19 protein-coding genes and 1 tRNA gene are annotated in these 18,600 nt (G+C 70.1%); 14 read left to right on the forward strand and 6 right to left on the reverse strand.

Annotated features, from left to right (window positions below; translation table 11 throughout):
- Position 1: 1 nt before the first annotated feature.
- From CFK39_RS06900 to CFK39_RS06910, 4 genes are all read right to left on the reverse strand, one after another.
- On the reverse strand, positions 2-376 hold the full coding sequence (locus tag CFK39_RS06900) for a hypothetical protein (protein WP_089064849.1): 375 nt from the start codon (positions 374-376) through the stop codon (positions 2-4).
- A 170-nt stretch (positions 377-546) separates the two neighbouring features.
- Complete coding sequence (locus tag CFK39_RS17300) at positions 547-675, reverse strand: hypothetical protein (protein ID WP_338027705.1); 129 nt, start codon at positions 673-675, stop codon at positions 547-549.
- A complete protein-coding gene (locus CFK39_RS17305) occupies positions 672-899 on the reverse strand; it encodes an AbgT family transporter (RefSeq protein ID WP_338027706.1) in 228 nt (75 codons plus the stop codon). Before CFK39_RS17305 ends, CFK39_RS17300 begins: the two co-directional genes overlap by 4 nt.
- 46 nt (positions 900-945) lie before the next feature.
- Positions 946-2,316 carry a M20 family metallopeptidase gene (locus CFK39_RS06910; protein WP_089064850.1) on the reverse strand — a complete coding sequence of 457 codons (1,371 nt, stop codon included), beginning with the start codon at positions 2,314-2,316 and terminating at the stop codon, positions 946-948.
- 339 nt (positions 2,317-2,655) lie between these two features.
- Here CFK39_RS06910 and CFK39_RS06915 point away from each other — a divergent pair, with 339 nt between their 5' ends.
- The 10 genes from CFK39_RS06915 to CFK39_RS06960 all read left to right on the forward strand — a co-directional run bounded on the left by CFK39_RS06915 (position 2,656) and on the right by CFK39_RS06960 (position 11,330).
- The gene (locus CFK39_RS06915; RefSeq protein WP_089064851.1) at positions 2,656-4,296 is read left to right on the forward strand and encodes a sodium-dependent transporter; all 1,641 of its coding nucleotides are present in this window, start codon (positions 2,656-2,658) and stop codon (positions 4,294-4,296) included.
- Positions 4,297-4,401: 105 nt separating this feature from the next.
- Positions 4,402-4,509, forward strand: coding sequence for a methionine/alanine import family NSS transporter small subunit (locus tag CFK39_RS06920; protein ID WP_089064852.1), 108 nt, complete (start codon positions 4,402-4,404; stop codon positions 4,507-4,509).
- A gap of 22 nt (positions 4,510-4,531) precedes the next feature.
- A complete protein-coding gene (gene tyrS / locus CFK39_RS06925; RefSeq protein WP_245823001.1) occupies positions 4,532-5,560 on the forward strand; it encodes a tyrosine--tRNA ligase in 1,029 nt (342 codons plus the stop codon).
- Positions 5,561-5,659: 99 nt separating this feature from the next.
- Positions 5,660-6,586 carry a hypothetical protein gene (locus CFK39_RS06930; RefSeq protein WP_089064854.1) on the forward strand — a complete coding sequence of 309 codons (927 nt, stop codon included), beginning with the start codon at positions 5,660-5,662 and terminating at the stop codon, positions 6,584-6,586.
- Between the two features lie 84 nt (positions 6,587-6,670).
- Positions 6,671-6,755, forward strand: a tRNA-Ser gene (locus tag CFK39_RS06935).
- Positions 6,756-7,470: 715 nt separating this feature from the next.
- Positions 7,471-8,427 carry a neutral zinc metallopeptidase gene (locus CFK39_RS06940; protein ID WP_177348991.1) on the forward strand — a complete coding sequence of 319 codons (957 nt, stop codon included), beginning with the start codon at positions 7,471-7,473 and terminating at the stop codon, positions 8,425-8,427.
- 97 nt (positions 8,428-8,524) lie between these two features.
- On the forward strand, positions 8,525-9,019 hold the full coding sequence (locus CFK39_RS06945; protein WP_089064855.1) for an OsmC family protein: 495 nt from the start codon (positions 8,525-8,527) through the stop codon (positions 9,017-9,019).
- A 54-nt stretch (positions 9,020-9,073) separates the two neighbouring features.
- A complete protein-coding gene (locus tag CFK39_RS06950; RefSeq protein WP_089064856.1) occupies positions 9,074-9,805 on the forward strand; it encodes a methionine ABC transporter ATP-binding protein in 732 nt (243 codons plus the stop codon).
- Positions 9,802-10,479, forward strand: a complete 678-nt coding sequence (locus tag CFK39_RS06955) for a methionine ABC transporter permease (RefSeq protein ID WP_089064857.1) — start codon at positions 9,802-9,804, stop codon at positions 10,477-10,479. Before CFK39_RS06950 ends, CFK39_RS06955 begins: the two co-directional genes overlap by 4 nt.
- Positions 10,480-10,505: 26 nt before the next feature.
- Positions 10,506-11,330 carry a MetQ/NlpA family ABC transporter substrate-binding protein gene (locus tag CFK39_RS06960; RefSeq protein WP_089064858.1) on the forward strand — a complete coding sequence of 275 codons (825 nt, stop codon included), beginning with the start codon at positions 10,506-10,508 and terminating at the stop codon, positions 11,328-11,330.
- Positions 11,331-11,609: 279 nt separating this feature from the next.
- Here the strand turns inward: CFK39_RS06960 and CFK39_RS06965 are convergent, their stop codons facing one another.
- Positions 11,610-13,712 (reverse strand): S9 family peptidase, encoded by a 2,103-nt coding sequence (locus tag CFK39_RS06965; RefSeq protein WP_089064859.1) that lies wholly within the window; start codon positions 13,710-13,712, stop codon positions 11,610-11,612.
- A 244-nt stretch (positions 13,713-13,956) separates the two neighbouring features.
- On the opposite strand from CFK39_RS06965, the gene CFK39_RS06970 reads away from it, so the two are divergent.
- The gene (locus CFK39_RS06970) at positions 13,957-15,165 is read left to right on the forward strand and encodes an LLM class flavin-dependent oxidoreductase (RefSeq protein ID WP_089064860.1); all 1,209 of its coding nucleotides are present in this window, start codon (positions 13,957-13,959) and stop codon (positions 15,163-15,165) included.
- Positions 15,162-15,854 carry a CE1759 family FMN reductase gene (locus tag CFK39_RS06975; RefSeq protein ID WP_089064861.1) on the forward strand — a complete coding sequence of 231 codons (693 nt, stop codon included), beginning with the start codon at positions 15,162-15,164 and terminating at the stop codon, positions 15,852-15,854. The genes CFK39_RS06970 and CFK39_RS06975 overlap by 4 nt, the downstream gene beginning before the upstream one ends.
- Positions 15,855-15,933: 79 nt before the next feature.
- On the opposite strand, the gene CFK39_RS06980 is transcribed toward CFK39_RS06975, so the two are convergent.
- Positions 15,934-17,385, reverse strand: a complete 1,452-nt coding sequence (locus CFK39_RS06980; protein WP_089064862.1) for a sulfatase family protein — start codon at positions 17,383-17,385, stop codon at positions 15,934-15,936.
- Positions 17,386-17,607: 222 nt separating this feature from the next.
- Here CFK39_RS06980 and CFK39_RS16540 point away from each other — a divergent pair, with 222 nt between their 5' ends.
- The gene (locus tag CFK39_RS16540; protein ID WP_218192271.1) at positions 17,608-18,132 is read left to right on the forward strand and encodes a Rossmann-fold NAD(P)-binding domain-containing protein; all 525 of its coding nucleotides are present in this window, start codon (positions 17,608-17,610) and stop codon (positions 18,130-18,132) included.
- Positions 18,105-18,596, forward strand: coding sequence for an NAD(P)-dependent oxidoreductase (locus tag CFK39_RS16545; RefSeq protein WP_245822961.1), 492 nt, complete (start codon positions 18,105-18,107; stop codon positions 18,594-18,596). The genes CFK39_RS16540 and CFK39_RS16545 overlap by 28 nt, the downstream gene beginning before the upstream one ends.
- The last annotated feature ends 4 nt before the right edge of the window (positions 18,597-18,600 follow it).

Raw genomic sequence — 18,600 nt, forward strand, 5'->3', positions numbered from 1 at the left:
GTCAGGCGCCCCAGGAATCCTCGACAAACGCCTGGGCCGCCAGCGAGACCTGGCGCAATTTGTCCTCACGCAGGGCCAGGACCGGGGAGAGCTCCTCGAGCAGGGGGTTCGCGCCGATGAACCAGGAGCGTGCGACGTGGTCCGATTCTGCGTCAGCGATCAGCGACCAGACTCGATGCGCCATTCGAAGTCGAGCCTCCGCCTGAGCATTGGGTGTCGTGTCCTTCGCCCAGCGGTACGGAAGCTTGCTGTCGCGACTACCGGCGAGCGCCGCCACGAGCGTGGCGCCCAGATGACTGTTCATACGGCGCACCACCTCATGGATGTCCATCCGCATCGTACTGGCGAAGACGTCTGCCACTGCACTGACAGGCATGGAAACCACCTCCTTTTCCACTGTTATTCTACCGCATTCTACACTGGAGGAACGGCGTTGGACAGCCCCGCCGCTGCTCAGGCCATGAACATCCCAGCCATGATCGAGGGGAGCACGCCCACGAAGCCGATCACGTACGGCAGCGCCCACGCCGGGGAGGTGCCGAACAGCTAGCGGATCGCGGCGCCGAGCAGCCCGGAGTGCTGGGCGATGCCGCTCGCGAGCAGGATCGGCAGCACAGTGACCAGCGGCGGGAGACCGACGTAGTTCTCGCCGAGATCGGCCGTCAGCCAGGTCATGCCCTCACCGGTGAACCGGCCTGGATGACCGTGGGCTCGTCTGTTCCGGGCACTGTGACGGAGACGTCCACCCAGGCCATCGCAGTGGAGACCACGCCGGTGATCGCGAAGAGGATCAGGAACAGCATGAACGGCTCGGGCAGCTTGTTGCCCGCCCATTCGACCTCGTTCAGGATCCTGCCGGCCAGGCCGGCCTTCGTCTGCGATGTGCTGGGGGCGCTCAAGGGGACTTCCCCCGGATCGGGGGATCAGTACAGGACGGCGGAGGGCTCAGTCGAAGAAGCCGGGGACGTCGATCGCGCCGCCCGCCGCCGCGAACTCCTCGGTGACCTCACGGGCCAGCTCCGGATCGTGCAGGACATCGAGCACGGTCGCGGCGAGGCCGTAGGCCCCGTCGGCCGCGGCGGCGCGCGCCTGATCGGAGACCGCGCAGGCCGCGAACTCCCGGGTGTGGAGCGCGGTCTGCGAGGGGGCGATCCGGATCACCGGATGCATGCCCGGTACGCGGTAGCTGACGTTGCCGAAGTCGGTGGAGGCCGCGAGCGAGGGAGAGACCACGCCGTGCGGCAGCGGGTCGCGGCCGCGTCGGCGCTGCGCCTGGACCCAGCGCCCGGTGAGCGCCTCATTGGTGCGCACCGGCAGCGACGGCGGATGCTCGTCCCAGCGCACGCACACCCCGACCCCGGCCATCAGCGCGGCGCCGCGGGCCACGTCCTCCACCCGCTGCGAGAGGTCCCGGAGGGTCTCGGGGCGCTGGGAGCGCACATACAGGTCGAGCCTGGCGTGGTCGGGGATGACGCTCGCCCGCTCTCCGCCCTCACGGATCACCGCGTGGATGCGATCGGTGGGCGGGGTCTGCTGACGCATCAGGCCGACGCCCTGGTACATCAGGCTCGCCGCGTCCAGGGCGTTGCGGCCCATGTATGGCTGGGCGGAGGCGTGAGCGGTGTGCCCGTGGTACTCGACGGTGAGGGTCCGCCGGCCCAGCCAGGTCTGATCGGCCAGGTCGTAGCCGTAGGGATGAGCCATCACCACGGCGTCCAGCCCCTCGAACGCCCCCTCGCTGGCCATGTACTCCTTCCCGGTATGCCCCTCCTCGGCAGGGGTCCCGAGGAACACCACCCGCCCGGGCACGGCCGACGGGTCGGCCTCCGCGAGCGCCGCCAGGGCTAGGAAGGCACCCAGCCCCATCACGGCGATGACGTTGTGGCCGCAGCCGTGGCCGATGCCGGGCAGCGCGTCGTACTCGGAGAGGATCGCGAGGGTGGGCGCGTCGGGCTCCTCGCCTCCGGCGCCACGGATCTCCGCACGGACCGCGGTCGCCAGGCCGTGCACCCCCACCTGCGCCTCGATGCCGCGGGCGGCGAGATGATCGGCGATGGCGCGGGCGGAGCGGTGCTCCTCGAAGGCGACCTCAGGATGCTCCGCGAGGTCGAGCATCAGCTCGACCATCTCCCCGGCATCGGCAGTGATCTGCCGCTCGAGCTGCGCGTGGAGCGCTTCGGCGGCGCCTGCGAAGGAGGAGCCGGGATGGGAGGAGCTGCGCATCGCCGCCTCACGCTCCTCGTCGAGCTGCGTGAGATAGGCGGTGGACACCTCGGAATGCTGAGCGCCGAGAGACGCCGTCGACTCTGTGGACATGCTGGCCACGGTATGGCACTGCTGGACTCCCCGAGCGCGATGACCACGAATCGTCCCGACGGCCCACGGCCTTTCGGGCGCTCGCCGAACTCCGCCCGTCTCCGGCTCGCACCGTGAGCACAGCCTGCGGTGAGAGGACCGGACCGGTACCATCCCTCCCACAGTGCTCTGCGGCGATCCCGCAGCGGCGCGCTCTGCGAGGACCGCTGACCCCTGCGGTTCCCGGTCGCCCCGGCGACCGCCATGGACGCCGTCCTCACGGCGCCCCTTCCCCAGGCCGTCACCGTCGTCGGCCCTCTTCCGCGCCGTCCCTGCGGCGCAGTTCCCCGGAGGCTCTCCATGAGTGCAACGTCCCCCTCGGCCGGCACCACCGACAGACGCGCGGATCGCGGCGCGTTCGCCGGCCGGACGACCTTCATCTTCGCGGCCATCGGCTCGGCCGTCGGGCTCGGCAACATCTGGCGTTTCCCCGCAGTCGCCTACGAGAACGGCGGCGGCGCGTTCATCCTGCCGTACCTGGTCGCCCTGCTGACCGCGGGCATCCCGCTGCTCTTCCTCGACTACGCGATCGGGCACCGCTGGCGCGGCTCCGCCCCCGCCGCCTGGCGCCGCTTCACCCGCTGGACCGAGTTCATCGGCTGGTGGCAGGTGCTGATCGCCCTGGTCATCGCGCTGTACTACGCACTGATCCTGGCCTGGGCCACGAACTACACGATCTTCTCCATCGACCAGCGCTGGGGCGATGACGCCGGAGCCTTCTTCGGCGAGTACACCCAGGCGCTCGGTGGGGCCGACGCCACGGTCGCCTTCGACTTCGTGCCGGCCGTGCTGATCTCGATGATCGTGGTGTGGCTCGCGGTGATCGTGGTGATGGCCCTGGGCGTGCAGCGAGGCATCGCCGCCGCCTCGGTCATCTTCATCCCGCTGCTGATCATCATGTTCATCATCCTGGTGGTGCGCTCGCTGTTCCTGCCCGGCGCGATCGACGGCCTGGACGCGTTCTTCCAGCCCAACTGGGGCGCCCTGACGGACGCCAAGGTGTGGATCGCCGCCTACGGGCAGATCTTCTTCTCGCTGTCCGTGGCGTTCGGCATCATGCTCACCTACTCCTCGTACCTGAAGAAGAAGACCGACCTCACCGGCTCCGGCCTGGTGGTCGGCTTCGCGAACTCGGGCTTCGAGCTCCTCGCCGGCATCGGTGTGTTCTCGGCACTGGGCTTCATGGCCCAGGCCCAGGGCGTCGCCATCGACGAGGTCGTCACCGACGGCGTGGGCCTGGCGTTCATCGCCTTCCCGACCATCATCAGCGAGGCCCCGGCGGGCGCCATCATCGGGGTGCTGTTCTTCGGCTCCCTGGTGCTGGCCGGCTTCACCTCGATGATCTCGATCGTCGAGGTGGTCATCTCCGCCGTCCAGGACAAGTTCGGCATGGCGCGCATTCCCGCGACCCTGGCGGTCAGCATCCCGATGGCCGTGGTCTCCATCATCCTGTTCTCCACCACGATGGGTCTGCCGCTGCTGGACGTGATGGACAAGTGGGTCAACGAGTACGGCATCGTCGCGGCCGCGGCCGTGTCCACGATCGTCGTCTCCTACCTGGTGCGGGGCCTGCCCACGCTGCGCGACCACCTCAACCGGTACGGCACCTTCCCGATCGGGAAGATCTGGATGCTGTGCGTGGCGGTGATCGCCCCGCTGGTGCTCGGTGTCTCGCTGGTCCTCAGCACCTACGACCTGGTCACCTCCGAGACCACGTACAGCGAGTACCCCGGCTGGTTCAACCTCGTGTTCGGATGGCTGATGGCGATCAGCCTCGTGGTCATCGCGATCCTCCTGTCGCTGATCCCGTGGTCGAGGAGCTCCAACCTGTACAAGGCGGATTCCGACGGCGACCCGATCGCCCCGGAGGCCGTCCCCGGCAAGGGCCTGGTGGCGGACCCCTCCGCCACCACCCCGCACGAGTTGCGCTCGGCGCCCTGACCGCCTGACGGGGCCGGCCGCGTCCTGCACGTTGGTCGGCCCCGTCCGGGCCCCGGCTCCCGAGCCCCCGCAGTACCCGTTTCCCCTCAGCCAACAGGAGCAGCAATGTCCATCTCCGCCATCATCATGATGATCGTTGCGATCGTGACCGTCTGGGGCGGCCTCACCGCCGCCATCATCAACCTCTCCCGCCACCCCGAGGCCGACGACTGAGACCCCGCGCCCACTTATCGGGCTGACGCCCACCCCGGACGGCCCCGACGCCCGAGAGCAGCAATCGGCAGTCAGCACCGGCCGCAGCGTCGCTCGCCCGGTCCTCACCGAGCAGCAGCTCCGCGAGAACGCCGACTCGTTCCTGACACAGGTCACCCGGGTGCTGCGCTCCGAACCGGAGCTGCTGGAGATCCGCCGGAACTCCGAGTGGTTCGACGAGATCGGCGTCGCAGGTCTGCTCTCCGAGCTGAGCCTGGTCACGCACGCACACCTCGTCTCCCGGGACATGTTCCGTGCGCGGATCAGTGACGGCACCGAGATCGCGATGCATGAGCTGATCTACCCCGTGCTGCAGGGCTTCGACTCCGTGGCTCTGGAGTCCGACCTGACGATCGTGGGCTCCGACCAGCTGTTCAACGAGGCGATGGCCCGTGAGCTGCAGGTCAAGCACGGCCAGGCGCCGCAGACGATCATCACCAGCACCGTCACCCCCGGCCTCGACGGCGGGCCCAAGCAGTCCAAGTCGATGAACAACTACGTGGGGCTGTGCGCCGCACCGGACGAGAAGTTCGGGCGGTTGATGACACTGCAGGACGAGCTCGTGGGTCTGTGGGCGCGCGTCTACTCGGATCTGCCGCTCGCCGTCACCGAGGAGCTGGGCGGACGTGCTCTGGCCGGTGGCATCGCAGCGCGCGACGCGAAGCTCGATCTCGCCGAGGCGATCGTCCGCCGCCACGACGGGGCATCCGCGGCACGACGCAGCCGCGAGGAGTTCCTCCGCATCTTCTCCCTGAAGGAGCAGCCGCAGGAGATGGCGCCGCTGGCGCTGGGCGGGAAGGCGATGACGGCGCTCGAGATGGTGACGACGGCTCGCCCCGAGCTCTCCCGCAGCCAGGCACGACGTCTCCTGGCCGGTGGCGGGGTCGAGTTGGATGGACGCCGCCTCACTCACCCCGAGGAAGTCCTCACACCCGTAGAGACGCAGGTCCTGCGGGCAGGGAGACGTCGCTGGTTCCGGCTCGAGGGGGCCACCCCCGAGGAGCGCTTCTGAGACGCGGCCACGCGGGTGGCCGGAGAGCTTGCTGAGGCCATGCGCCGCCCGCGCCGCAGCGCGGTGGAAGACTGGGCAGCCCCGGAGGAAGAGGAACCGATGACCGCTGGCGCCTCGTCCAGGAGCACGGAGCTTCTGATCGTCCCCACCGCACACCTCACCGCAAGCACCCCGGACTCCGTGGTGTCCCACGCCCGAGATCGCCTGCTGGCGTGGCGGCCGGATCTGATCGCAGTCGAGGCCCTGCCCGGTGAGCTGGTCGTGCAGTACGAGCAGCGCAGCGGCGGCTTCGCCGACTTCTCCGTGGGCGGGGCTCCCCACGCCCGTCGCGGCGCAGAGCTCGTAGGTGCTGGTCCGGAGGTGATCTGGTCCTCTCGCTATCGCGCTCTGGACGTCTCCGTCGCGGTCCGAGACCGGGTTCTCGCCTGGTTGGGAGCGCGGGAACCGTTGAACGCCCTGCTGCTCCCGTACGAGCGGGCAGACCTCCCTGCCGACGTGGCCGACTTCCTCGAGGAGCTCGCCAGCGGAGCCTGGGAGGCGGTGCGGATCGGGGCGCAGCTCGGCCGCACACTGGGGCACTCCAGCCTCGTCCACGTGGATGACCACCCCGAGACCGAGGGCTCCGAGATCAGTCCGAGCGACATGGAACGGGTCTTCGCCGCCCAGAAGCCCCGGATCAGTGAACTTCTCGATGAGCTGGAAGTTCCGGACGCCGCACCACAGGATCTGTGGGCCCAGTGGCGATTCCACGCCACACCTCGGGCACGGCAGCTCTTCGAACGTCTGGAGAGTGCCGAGTGGGTCGCTGCCGAGGCGGAGACCCCCCGTGCGCACCGGGTGATCCTCGCGCTCTGGCGTGCCCGGAACCTGGCCATGGCGGCGCGACTGCGGGCGGCGTCCGCCGCGGTCCCGGGCGGCCGCATGGTGCTGATCGTCGGCGCTGCCCATGAGATGCCGCTGCGCACCGCCCTCGGGGCGGGCCAGTACGACTTGCGACTCGTCGAGCTCGAGGAGCTGGGGACGTGAATCAACGCGAAGTGTGACCTGCGCCCGCCTGGTTCGCACCACTCCGGGGCGTCGGGTACGCTGATGCCTGCTCTTACGAGCGCTGGAGGATTCGCCTAGCGGCCTATGGCGCACGCCTGGAACGCGTGTTGGGTTAACGCCCTCGGGGGTTCAAATCCCCCATCCTCCGCCCCGAAAATGGCCCCTGACCTGCGATAACAATCGCACGCCAGGGGCCATTCGCATGCCCGGCCCACTCGCCGCGCGAGGACTCGTGACCGCATCGGGACCTCCGCTCGCGCCGACGGCATCCGTGCACGTCAGCGCAGTGCGGAGCATCTGTCGCTGCGAGCCCTGAGGCCGTTCCCCGCGGCGACCGGCCCGAACCGCCTCCACCGGCGCGGCCTGCACGGATATCCTGCCCGCAGCAGAGGACTGACAAAAGCGAGGGAGAGCTGATGTCGAGCTCAGGATGGGGCGGGCCCGGCACGGGTCCGCTGGGTGAGCCATGGCAGAACGGGGCCCCGAACAGCGAACAGCCCGGACAGCCCCAGCAGAGCGGGCAGCCCCAGCAGAGCGGGCAGCCCCAGCCGGGCGGCCCGACGGGACCGCACTATGGCGTTCCCTCGAATCCCGGCTATGGCCCGGCCACGGGCCCCGGCCCGCGCACCCCGCAAGGTGCCTGGGATCCCAGCAGCCCCCAGGGACCCGGCGGACCGGGTCAGCCGCAGGGCTCCGGCTGGGGGCCGGGCAGCCCGCAGAACGCCTGGGGTCCCGGAAGTCCGCAGGGACCCGGCGGCCCAGGATCTCCGCAGGGGCCCGGCGGCCCGCAGGGACCCGGGGGCTTCGGGCAGCAGCCACAGCGCAAACGCCCGTGGATCCTCATCGGTGTCGCGCTGACCTGCGTGCTGGCCCTGCTCCTGGTGGTCGGCGGCGGGATCACGTATCTCGTCCTCCGTCAGGGAGAGGACACCCCGATCGCCACGGACACTCCCTCCACCAGCGCCACAGCCCCCACGGATCCGGAGTCCCCGAGCGAGTCGGAGACGACCCCGCCGGAGGAGACGACACCCGAGAAGGACGACACCTTCCAGGTGGTCTCCCCGATCGATCCTCCGACCGGCTCCGTCGATGAGCTGTGGGCGGTGCTCGAGGACAATCCCCTCACCCAGGGCTCACTGCCCACGCTGGCGGAGTGCGACCTGCCGGAGACGCCGATCGAGCCGAGCGTCGAGGAGCTCCAGGCGGTGCTCGATGCCGCCTCGGGCTGCCTGAACCAGATATGGGCGACAGCGAGCTCGGACCGCGGCCTGCCATGGGTCAGCCCGACCGTCGTGGTCTACACCCATCCCGACGTGCCCGCGGGTGCCAGCTGCGATTCACACTTCGCAGCGGATTTCCCGCGGATGTGCAACCTCGACTCGACGATCTACTGGCCGGTGGGCTACGGGATCGGAACGGATCTCAGCGACCCGGCGGATGTCCCCGGCGCCTACCTCTGGGACCTCGCGTACATCTACACCAACGCCGTGGGCTGGAACAGCTCGGTGGCCTTCTACTACCTCACGATGCGCGAGCAGCTCGAGACCACCGACGAAGAGCGCTACTTCGAGGCCGGGCGTCGTGACAGTCTGCAGGACCAGTGCCTGGCCGCGGCGATGTCCATGCAGGTTCCGACCGCCGCAGAGCCGTCGCCGACGCTGCGGGAGGGCCTGCTCGACCCGTCCCGCTGGTCGGAGGGCGAGCCTCCGGATACCCTCAGCTCCGAGGTCCGGGTGGACTGGATCAAGCGCGGTTTCGAGTCCAAAGGCGACCTCTCCGCCTGCAACACCTGGACGGCGGATCTCGACGAGGTGACGTGACCGCGGCGCTACGGAGGCGCTGCCGTGGCGGACTCACCGATCTCCCTCCCAGCGCGGGGTGCAGTGCTGGGGAGGGCCGGCGCCGTAGCCTGGAGCGGTGCTGACCGACCCCGCTCCCGATCCCGCTCCGCGAGATGCCGATCCCGCGCTGTACACCGCTCGCGTCGAGAACACCGGCGGCACCTCAGGCCGGGTGCTGGTGCACGATGCCCACGCCGTCGAGCTGGGGACCGCGCAGCTGGAGGAGGGCGAGGAGATCACTCTGCCGACGGGTGGGCCCCAGCCCTCCGCGAGCGGTTTCAACCCCGAGCAGTTCCTGGCGATGGCCTGGAGCACCTGCCTCGGGGAGACGCTGCGGGTGGTGCTCACCGAGCACGGCCTGGACCTGGAGAGCTCGGTGAGCGTCGAGATGGGGCTGCACCGGGACCCGGCGGGTGGTTTCCGCTTCGTCCCCCGGGCTCTGGTGCACATCGACTCCCTGGCCCCGGATCGGGCGCTAGAGCTGGCCGAGGCCGCACACGCGCGCTGCCCCGTCTCCAAGCTGCTGCGGGGGCAGGGCGCGGCTGACGTGGAGCTGGGGATCCGGCCCTGAAGGTGACGCAGGGCATACCTGCCTGACCTGCACCGTCGTTAGGCTGTTCCGACGATGATCGCACTGAGCCACGTCACCAAGAGCTTCCCGCAGGGGCGCTCCGCAGTGACCGCTCTTCAGGACGTCAGCCTGCAGATCCAGGACCACGAGCTGTTCGGCATCGTGGGCGAATCCGGTTCGGGCAAGTCCACGCTGCTGCGGCTGATCAACCACCTCGAGGCCCCGACCTCGGGGACCGTGCTGGTGGACGGCCAGGATCTCGGCGCCCTGTCCCCGCGTGAGCTGCGCGTGCGGCGGCGCGGCATCGGCATGGTGTTCCAGCAGTTCAACCTGCTCGCGAACTCGACCGTCTTCGACAACGTCGCCCGGCCCCTGCGGCTGCAACGCCGTCGCGAGCCGGACACCGTGATGCAGATGCTCGACTTCGTGAAGATGGCAGGCCACCGCCACAAGCACCCCAGCCAGCTCTCCGGCGGGGAGAAGCAGCGGGTGGCGATCGCACGCGCCCTGTCCACCCGGCCGCAGATCCTGCTGTGCGACGAGCCGACCTCGGCGCTGGACGCCGGCACCACGGAGGAGGTGATGGCGATCCTGCGCGATGTGCGCGAGCGCTTCGGCACCACCATCGTGCTGGTCAGCCACGAGCTGGACGTCATCAAGTCCTCCTGCGACCGGGCCGCCGTGCTCGCCGGCGGCCACCTCGCCGCCCTCACCGAGGTGACCCCTCCCCCGCTGCGGCGGGGTGCCGGCTCCTACGCCGAGCGCGCCACGGAGTTCCTGGCATGAACGTCCTGCTGGCCCGCTTGGGCGAATACCGCGGCGAGATCATCACCTCGATCCTCGAGACCGGGATCATGATCGGCAACTCCCTGATCGCCGCTCTGCTCGTGGGCCTGCCGATCGGGACCCTGCTTTACCTCGCCCGACCTGCGGGACCGTACCCGCGGCCGTGGCTGCACCGGGTGCTGAACGTGTACGTGAACGTGGTGCGCTCGGTGCCCTTCCTGCTGTTCGTGGTGGCGCTGATCCCCTTCACGCGCTGGCTGGTGGGCACCTCTTTCGGCACCACCGCCGCCTCCGTGCCGCTGGCCTTCGTGGCCGCCGCGCTGTACGCCCGCTTCTCCGAGCAGACCCTGCTGGACGTGCCCGAGCAGACCGTCGAGCTGGCCCGTTCCCTGGGTGCGGGGCCGCTGCAGCTGATCAGCCTGTTCCTGTACCCCGAGGCCCGCTCCGGCCTGGTGCTGAGCCTGACCACGGTGACGATCTCGATGGTCAGCTACTCCACGATCATGGGCGTCGTCGGCGGCGGCGGGGTGGGTGACTTCGCGATCCGGTACGGCTACCAGACCTACGAGTACGACCTCATGTACACCACCATCCTCCTCATGATCCTGGCCGTGATGGCCATCCAGGGAGCGGGCACCCTGCTTGCCCGCATCATCGACAAGCGGGCGCGCTGAGCGCCCCTGACCAGGAACGAGACCCCATGAAGCGACGCACCTTCGCCCTGACCGCCCTCGCCGGGACCACCACGCTCGCCCTCGCCGGCTGCGGTGCCGGCGGGGCCGCGGGCAACGAGGAGGCGGACACGGTCATCAAGGTCGCCTCCCATCTGCCGCCGATGACCGACGTGGTCACGCTCGCCGGCGACGTCGCCGCCGAGGAGGGATTCACGGTGGAGCTGGTGCAGGTCAGCGACAACGTGCAGTACAACCGGCTGCTGGCCGATGGCGAGGTCGACGCGAACTTCGCCCAGCACGGGCCGTACATGGAGGCGTTCAACGAGGCGCACGACGAGCATCTGGCGCTGCTGGACGGCATCTACGACGCGAAGGTCGGCTTCTACTCCAAGGCCTACGACGACATCGAGCAGCTCCCCGACGGCGCGAAGGTCGCGATCCCGAACGACCTCACCAATGAGGGTCGGGCCCTCGCGATCCTGCACGGGCAGGGCCTGATCACCCTGCCCGAGGAGGCCGGTTTCGAAGGGCACGTGGACGAGATCGTCGACAACCCGCTCTCCCTCGAGTTCGTGCAGATCGACCTGCTGAACCTGCCCTCCGCCTACGACGAGGAGGGTATGGCGCTGGTCTACAGCTATCCCTCCTACATCGCGAAGGTGGGCCAGACCCCGGCCGACGCGCTCTTCCTCGAGGAGCTCGTGGACAAGCGCTTCACGATCTCGTTGGTGGCGCGGGAGGACAACCAGGACTCCGAGAAGATCCAGGTGCTGCGCCGGGCGATGACCAGCGACGCCGTGCGCGACTTCCTCGAGGACGAGCACAGCGCCACCCTGCTGCCCGCCTTCTGAGCCGCCGGCTCCGGAGTCCAGCTCCAGCGTTCTCCCGCAGGCGCGAGCGGCGCGCTCTTCTCCACTCGAATTGCTGCTTACTTCTCAGTAGCCAGTCTGAGCTGTCGCCAAGCGTCGACCATAGCGACAGCTCAGACTGGCTACCCCCAAGTAACTGACGGGGCGGGCGCGAGGCTCAGCCCAGCGCAGCGGGCGCGAGGCTCAGCCCGGCGCAGCGGGCGCGAGGCTCAGCCCAGCGCAGCGGGCGCGGGGCTCAGCCCTGCGCAGCGGGCGCGGGGCTCAGCCCAGGGTCGCCGGGCGCTCCCAGGCCTGACCGCGCACGTGCTCGTCGAGGAAGCCGAGGAAGGTCTCGTACCAGACCTGCGCATTGCCGCGACCCTGGATCCAGTGGCCCTCGTCGGGGAAGTACAGGTAGCGGTGCTGTGTGCGGCCCTCGGCGTCGCGCGGGGTGGCCGAGAACTCGTGCAGGTCGTACCAGAGGGCGTGGCCCTGCGCGATCGGCACCCGGTAGTCCTTGTCGCCGTGGATCACCAGCATCGGGGCGACGATCTCGCCCACGAAGCTCTTGGGGTTGTATCGGGTGTTCTGCTCCCGCATGGGGCGCTCCCAGCCGGCGTTGTCGGTGGTGTGGCCCATCGTGTCGGTATCCCACAGGGAGGCGTGGGTGACGATGCAGCGGAAGCGGTCACCGGTGTGGCCGGCCACCCAGTTGGCCATGTAGCCGCCGTAGGAGCCGCCCGCGAAGGCGGTGCGCTCGGCATCGATATCGGCCCGCCCGACGGTGACGTCGGTCAGCGCCATGATGTCGGTGTACGGGGCGCCGCCCAGCTGGTGCTGGCCGCGTTCGATCATCGACTGGCCGTAGCCGGTGGAGATCGCCGGGTCCGGCAGCAGCACCGCGTAGCCGGCGGCCACGAAGGGGCCCGGGTTCCAGCGGTAGGTCCAGGCGTTCCAGGATCCCCAGGGGCCGCCGTGGGCGAAGACCACCAGCGGATGCGGGCCCTCCCCCTCGGGCAGGCGCAGCCAGGCGCGCAGGTCGGTGCCGTCCTCGGCGGTGGCGGTGACCTCGGTGAGGGTGCCGGGCAGGGTGACGGCGTCGGCCGGGTTCGGCAGGGCCTCCACGACGCCGGTGGCGGGGTCGATGCGCACCGGGTGCGGGGCGACAGCGATGCCGGAGGCGGAGGCGATGATCGCCCCGCCGGCGATGGAGGCCGAGGAGAAGGCGAGCTCCTGCTCGGGACCGCCGGCCAGGCGACGCGGTGCGGGATCGTCGACCCCGCCGATCCATACGGAGCCGCGGCCCTGGTCGTCGCTGGTCGCTACCAGGGTGGTCTCGTCCAGCCAGAGCGGATCGATCCAGTGGTCCAGCTCGGGCCAGAGCGGACGGGACTCACCCGTGACGAGATCGAGCACCTCGACGGCGGTGTCCATGGAGGCGGTCTCGGTCCAGGTCTGGAAGCGCCCGATCAGGGCGCGCGTGCCCTCTGGGCTGAACTCGCCCGGCCCGTACTCGATCTCCGCGGTCGCCTCGCGCAGCAGGCGCGGGGGCTGACCCCCGACGAGGTCGAGGAGGTGGAGATGAGGCACGCCGAGCAGGTCGTCGCGGGAGTCCTGCATCGCGACCAGGGCGCGCTCACCACTGCGATCCACCGTCCACTCCAGCAGGCGGCCGGCCGGCATCGGCAGGTGCCGGAAATGGAGCACCTGGGTGGGTCGATCCTCGTCGTCTGTGGCATCGGTGGAGGCGGATGACGCGGAGGAGGGAGCGGAGGCGGCAGCAGAGGCGGAGGCGGCAGCGCCCTCCGTCGCGGGGACGCGCGTGCGCTCGGCGGAGGCGAGGTCGTCGGGCAGGGCGGCGATCGCGAGCACGGGTCGGGTGGGTCCGAGGTCCTGATCCCAGTAGCGGGTGGGGAACCCGGCATGCAGCGCGGCGGTGACCTTCGCGTCCTTGCGCGTCGTGCTCAGCTCGCGGTGCTCGGCCTCGTCGGCCGCCTGGGAGTGCACCTCGAGCTCGACGAGCAGGTGCCGACCGGCCATCGCGAGGCCGCCGAAGCCGCCGAGGCGAGAGGCGAGCTCGCGGGCCTCGCCGCGAACGGGCAGCGCCCACAGCTGGGCGTCCTCGCTCTCCTCGCCGTCCTCACCCACGCGCTTGGCGGTGAAGAAGATGGTGCCGTCCTCGGCGGCCGCGACCGCACCGATGGAGGAGCTGCCGCGGGTGAGCGGGAGCAGGCGATCGCCGTCGATCTCGATGAGGGCGGTGCGGTAGGCGGTGCCCTTCTCGTCGGGGCGGGAGACCTTGGCGAGGATCCTGCCGCCCTCGGTGGTCTCCAGCCCCGCCAATCGGGTCGCGTCCAGCAGGGTCTCGATGCTCTGTGAGGTCATGGCACGCCATCCTGCCATCGGTTCCTGCGGCGGGCGACCAGTTCCGAGAGGTCATCGACCTCCCCGCTCGCGTCTCGACCTTCGGACGCGCCGTCGCCCGCGGGGCGATGCCGCTCACCCCGGGTTGCCTCCCATCCAGCGTTAGTTTAAAGTTGTAGCATCTTCAAGAGCGGCTCACCGATGGCCGTGACGACCGCCGCCGCGCCCCTCCCGGAGACCCGCCCACGAGGTCAGGAGCACCGCCATGCAGTTCGGAATCTTCACCATCGCCGACATCACCCCGGACCCCACCACCGGCAGGATCCCGACCGAGAACGAGCGTCTGCGGTCCGTGGTCGAGCAGGGCCGGCTCGCCGAGGAGGTGGGCCTGGACGTGTTCGCGATCGGCGAGCACCACAACCCGCCCTTCGTCACCTCCTCCCCCACCACCACGCTGGCCTACCTCGGTGCGCAGACGGAGCGGATCATCCTCTCCACCGCGACCACGCTGATCACCACCAACGACCCGGTGAAGATCGCCGAGGACTACGCGATGCTGCAGCACCTCACCGGGGGTCGTGTCGATCTGGTCCTGGGCCGCGGCAACACCGGCCCGGTCTACCCCTGGTTCGGCCAGGACATCCGCAAGGGCGTCGAGATCGCGATCGAGAACTACGATCTGCTGCGGCGGCTGTGGAGCGAGGACGTCGTGGACTGGGAGGGTCGGTTCCGCACCCCGCTGCAGCAGTTCACCTCCACCCCGCGCCCGCTGGACGGCGTGGCACCCTTCGTGTGGCACGGCTCGATCCGCTCCCCGCAGATCGCCGAGCAGGCCGCGTACTACGGCGACGGCTTCCTGCACAACAACATCTTCTGGCCCATGAGCCACACCAGGCAGATGGTCCAGCTGTATCGCGAGCGCTACGCGCACTACGGCCATGGCACGGCCGCCCAGGCCTACGTGGGCCTCGGCGGCCAGGCGTTCATGCGCAAGAACTCCCAGGATGCCGTGGGCGAGTTCAGGCCCTACTTCGACCACGCCCCGGTCTACGGCGGCGGCCCCTCGATGGAGGACTTCACCGCTCAGACCCCGCTGACCGTCGGCTCCCCCGAGCAGGTCATCGAGCGCTACCTGTCCATGGCGGACAGCGTCGGCGACTACCAGCGCCAGATGTTCCTCATGGACCACGCGGGCCTCCCGCAGAAGACGGTGCTCGAGCAGATCGAGCTGCTGGGCACCGAGGTGGTCCCCGTCCTGCGTCGCGAGCTCGATGCCCGCCGTCCGGCCGACGTCCCCGCAGGCCCCACCCACACCGCCCGGGTCGCCGCCGCCGCGGCGAAGGACGGGGCCTTCGACGACGCCTACAAGTTCGAGACCGGCGACAACTGGACCGGCCTGCGCGCCGAGGACGCCCGGAACTTATACCCGTCCCAGCCCCCTCCCCTTTTCGCTTTCGAGAGGATCACCTCATGACCAGCTACCGCCTCCTGGCCCTCACCGCCGGGCTCTCCACTCCCAGCTCCACCCGGATGCTCACCGATCAGCTCGCCCGCGAATCCGCGGCAGCGCTCGGGAAGGACGGCGCCGGGGTCGAGGTGACCACGGTGGAGCTGCGCGAGTACGCCCACGACATCACCGACGCTCTGCTGACCCGCTTCCCCGGCGAGCGCCTGGCGCTGGTCCTCGAGCAGATCCGCGCCGCGGATGCGGTCATCGCGGTCACCCCGGTCTTCAACGTCGGCCCCTCGGGCCTGTTCACGATGTTCTTCGACGCGGTGGACATGGAGCTGTGGCGGAACAAGCCGCTGCTGCTGGGCGCGACCGCCGGCACGGCACGGCACTCGCTCGCGATCGACTACGCGATCCGCCCGATGTTCGGCTACCTCAAGTCGGAGGTGGTGCCCACCGCGGTCTTCGCAGCCTCCTCCGATCTCGGGGCCGACACCGAGGGTCAGGCCGACGGGACACCGCTGATCGCGAGGGTGCGCCGGGCGGCCACGGAGCTGGCGGTGATGCTCCGGGCCGGGCTCGTCGACGCCCCGGAGACCGGGGCCGCCGCGGAGAGCTCCGGGGAATCCGGCACCACGCCCGCTCCCACAGCGGGCCTGGATCCGGAGTTCGCGGATTTCGTGCCGATGGGGACGCTGCTGGGCCACGGCTGAGGGAGCCGCGCGGTCTCCGCCCGCCCCGCCGCAGAGGCACGACGGCCCGGGACCCACGGCCCCGGGCCACTGCCCCTGCTCAGACGGCCTGGAGGCTCTCCCGCCACTGCTCGTGCAGCGCGGTCAGCTCGGCGACGACCTCCGGATGCTGCGCGGAGACGTCAGCCGCCGCGGATTCGCTGCCCGGCGCCGGATCCGAGCCCATCGGCACCAGGGTGAGGCCCTGGCCGATATCGGTGTGCTCGACGGCGAGCAGGTGGTCGCGGTGCCCGGTGGTGGGGTCCACGCCGCGCAGCTTCCACTCCGGGGTGCGCACGGCCCACTGGAATCCGGTGTCGAAGTGCAGCGCTTCGTGGCCGGCGCTGCGTCCCTCCCAGACCGGCCGCAGATCCGTGCCGTCGATCGGGTTCGACGGCGGCACCTCCGCTCCGGCGGCCGCGGCGAAGGTGGGCAGCAGGTCCATCGCCGTCACCAGCGCCGCGGACCGCGCGCCGCTCGGGACCGTGCCGGGCTGCGAGAGGATCATCGGCACGCGCACCCCGCCCTCGAAGAGGCTGTACTTGGTGCCGTCCAGCGGTGCATTGTTCCCATAATTGCAGGTGGAGCCACCGTTATCGGTGAGGTAGACGACCAGGGTGCGCTCCCTGCGCCCGGTGGCCTCGAGATGGTCGAGCATCCGACCGATCTCCCGATCCATGATCTCGAGCTGGGCGAGGTAGTACGCGCGCCCGTTCTCGAGCCGCGGCGAGATCGCACCGTCGTACCAGTCGACGTAGTCCATGGCAGCGGGATCGAAGTCGTCATGTCGGGGCAGGGCGCGGGCCTCGAGCTCGTCCTCCGGCAGCTGCCAGGCGAAGTTGTGCACCGCGTTGAAGGCGACCATGCAGAAGAACGGGTCCTGCGCCTCGTCGGCGTCTCCGCTCGCGGTCTCGTCGGTGTCCCCGCTCGCACCCGTACCCATGAAATCGATCGCGCGATCGGTGAACTCGACCGTCAGGTGCTCCTCGCAGTCCACCTCGCGGCCGTTCTCGTACAGCGGGCTGACCCCGTGCGCGTCGGCGGCCTCCCCGTAGTCCCGGGCCGCCTCGCGGGAGTGGTGGAGGTAGTGCAGGCGGCCCATGCTGAGCCCGGCCAGGCCGTAGAGGCTCTGGTCGAAGCCGTGGTTCTCGGGGCACGCCCGGTCCCCTGGGCGCTCGGGTCCGTAGTGGACCTTCCCGAAGTAGCCGGTGCGGTACCCGGCCTCCCCCAGCACCTCGGGCATGACCTGCCGCGGGGCGGGCGGGAAGGCGGAGGTGTCGAACCAGCGGGCACCCCAGCGCTGCTGATGGGCGCCGGCGATGAGACCGGCCCGGGAGGGGGAGCAGATCGGGGCGGTGACGTAGCCCTGATCGAAGACCGTCCCCTCGGCTGCGAGGCGGTCCAGCTGCGGGGTGCGGGCGTCGGCGCTGCCGCGCGAGGAGCGGTCGGCATACCCGTGATCATCCGAGATGATCAGCAGGATGTTCGGTTGATCTGGGGTCGGGGTGGGCATGGCGGGGTCTCCTCCTGCGGTGGCGGTCGCGACCAGCGTAGCGAGGGCCCCATGGATCACGGGTACTCATTAAGGGTCTTTTCGAGGTGCAGCGCCCCGTAACTCATTGATTGCTTCGCTCGCGTGCTGATTGGCTCCGGAACAAGCCATCTCGCCCCACCGACCGCGCATCCGGGGGCGACTCCCGATGACAAGCATCGCCCCAGTGAAGGACAGCATCCGATGAAGACGATCCTCGCCATGCCGCAGGACCAGCAGCACCTGATGTTCGGACCCGGCCAGCTGCAGGAGCTGAGCGACCTCGTCGAGATCGACGTGGACCGGACCGTCCCGGAACTGCAGGCGGCGGCCGACGAGCAGCTGGCGGACGTCGAGGTGCTGATCACGGGCTGGGGATCACCGCACCTCGATGCCGCGACGCTGCAGCGCCTGCCCGCCCTGCGCGCGGTGGTGCACACCGCGGGGACCTTGCGCCACATCGCGTCACCCGCCCTGTGGGAGCGGGACGACATCCTGGTCACCACCGCCGCCGAGGCCAACGCGGTGCCGGTCGCCGAGTTCAGCGTGGCCCAGATCCTCCTGGCCGGGAAGCAGAGCCTGAGCCGAGAGGCCGCACATCGACGCTGCCGGGGCAGGAGCACACCTCGGCGCTCGCCCACGGAGGCAACTTCGGAGCAGTGGTGGGCCTCATCGGGGCCTCCAGGGTCGGGCGCGCGGTCATGGAGCTGCTGCAGAGCTTCGACCTGACGATCCTGCTCAGCGACCCGTACGTGAGCGAGGAGGAGGCGCGAGCCCTGGGAACGGAGCTCGTGACCCTGGAGGAGCTGTTCCGCCGTAGCGACGTCGTCAGCCTGCACGCCCCGGATGTCCCGTCCACGCAGGGGATGGTGACCGGGGCGCTGCTGGCCTCGATGCGCGAGGGCACCACCTTCATCAACACCGCGCGCCCGGCCCTCGTCGACCTCGACGCCCTGCGGGAGCAGGTGGTCTCCGGGCGCCTCAGCGCAGTCCTCGACGTGAACGACGACCTCGCCCCCGACGATCCCCTGTGGGAGGCGCCGTCGGTCTCGATCACCCCGCACATCGCCGGCTCCCTGGGGAACGAGCTGCACCGGCTCGGCGAGAGCGCCCTCGAGGAGATCCGGCGGCTGTGCGCAGGACGGCCCGCCTTCGCCCCCGTGGACCCCGGCGCCCTGGCGATCATCGCCTGAGGGG

This window comes from Brachybacterium avium, from assembly GCF_002216795.1.
In the GTDB taxonomy this organism is placed as follows: Bacteria; Actinomycetota; Actinomycetes; order Actinomycetales; family Dermabacteraceae; genus Brachybacterium; species Brachybacterium avium.

What these genes read in the sequence shown, in the direction of transcription:
- CFK39_RS06900 (WP_089064849.1), bottom strand. Translation starts at nt 376, where the DNA reads ATGCCTGTCAGTGCAGTGGCAGACGTCTTCGCCAGTACGATGCGGATG.
- CFK39_RS17300 (WP_338027705.1), bottom strand. Translation starts at nt 675, where the DNA reads ATGACCTGGCTGACGGCCGATCTCGGCGAGAACTACGTCGGTCTCCCG.
- CFK39_RS06910 (WP_089064850.1), bottom strand. Translation starts at nt 2,316, where the DNA reads ATGTCCACAGAGTCGACGGCGTCTCTCGGCGCTCAGCATTCCGAGGTG.
- CFK39_RS06915 (WP_089064851.1), top strand. Translation starts at nt 2,656, where the DNA reads ATGAGTGCAACGTCCCCCTCGGCCGGCACCACCGACAGACGCGCGGAT.
- CFK39_RS06920 (WP_089064852.1), top strand. Translation starts at nt 4,402, where the DNA reads ATGTCCATCTCCGCCATCATCATGATGATCGTTGCGATCGTGACCGTC.
- CFK39_RS06930 (WP_089064854.1), top strand. Translation starts at nt 5,660, where the DNA reads ATGACCGCTGGCGCCTCGTCCAGGAGCACGGAGCTTCTGATCGTCCCC.
- CFK39_RS06950 (WP_089064856.1), top strand. Translation starts at nt 9,074, where the DNA reads ATGATCGCACTGAGCCACGTCACCAAGAGCTTCCCGCAGGGGCGCTCC.
- CFK39_RS06955 (WP_089064857.1), top strand. Translation starts at nt 9,802, where the DNA reads ATGAACGTCCTGCTGGCCCGCTTGGGCGAATACCGCGGCGAGATCATC.
- CFK39_RS06960 (WP_089064858.1), top strand. Translation starts at nt 10,506, where the DNA reads ATGAAGCGACGCACCTTCGCCCTGACCGCCCTCGCCGGGACCACCACG.
- CFK39_RS06965 (WP_089064859.1), bottom strand. Translation starts at nt 13,712, where the DNA reads ATGACCTCACAGAGCATCGAGACCCTGCTGGACGCGACCCGATTGGCG.
- CFK39_RS06970 (WP_089064860.1), top strand. Translation starts at nt 13,957, where the DNA reads ATGCAGTTCGGAATCTTCACCATCGCCGACATCACCCCGGACCCCACC.
- CFK39_RS06975 (WP_089064861.1), top strand. Translation starts at nt 15,162, where the DNA reads ATGACCAGCTACCGCCTCCTGGCCCTCACCGCCGGGCTCTCCACTCCC.
- CFK39_RS06980 (WP_089064862.1), bottom strand. Translation starts at nt 17,385, where the DNA reads ATGCCCACCCCGACCCCAGATCAACCGAACATCCTGCTGATCATCTCG.
- CFK39_RS16540 (WP_218192271.1), top strand. Translation starts at nt 17,608, where the DNA reads ATGAAGACGATCCTCGCCATGCCGCAGGACCAGCAGCACCTGATGTTC.
- CFK39_RS16545 (WP_245822961.1), top strand. Translation starts at nt 18,105, where the DNA reads ATGGAGCTGCTGCAGAGCTTCGACCTGACGATCCTGCTCAGCGACCCG.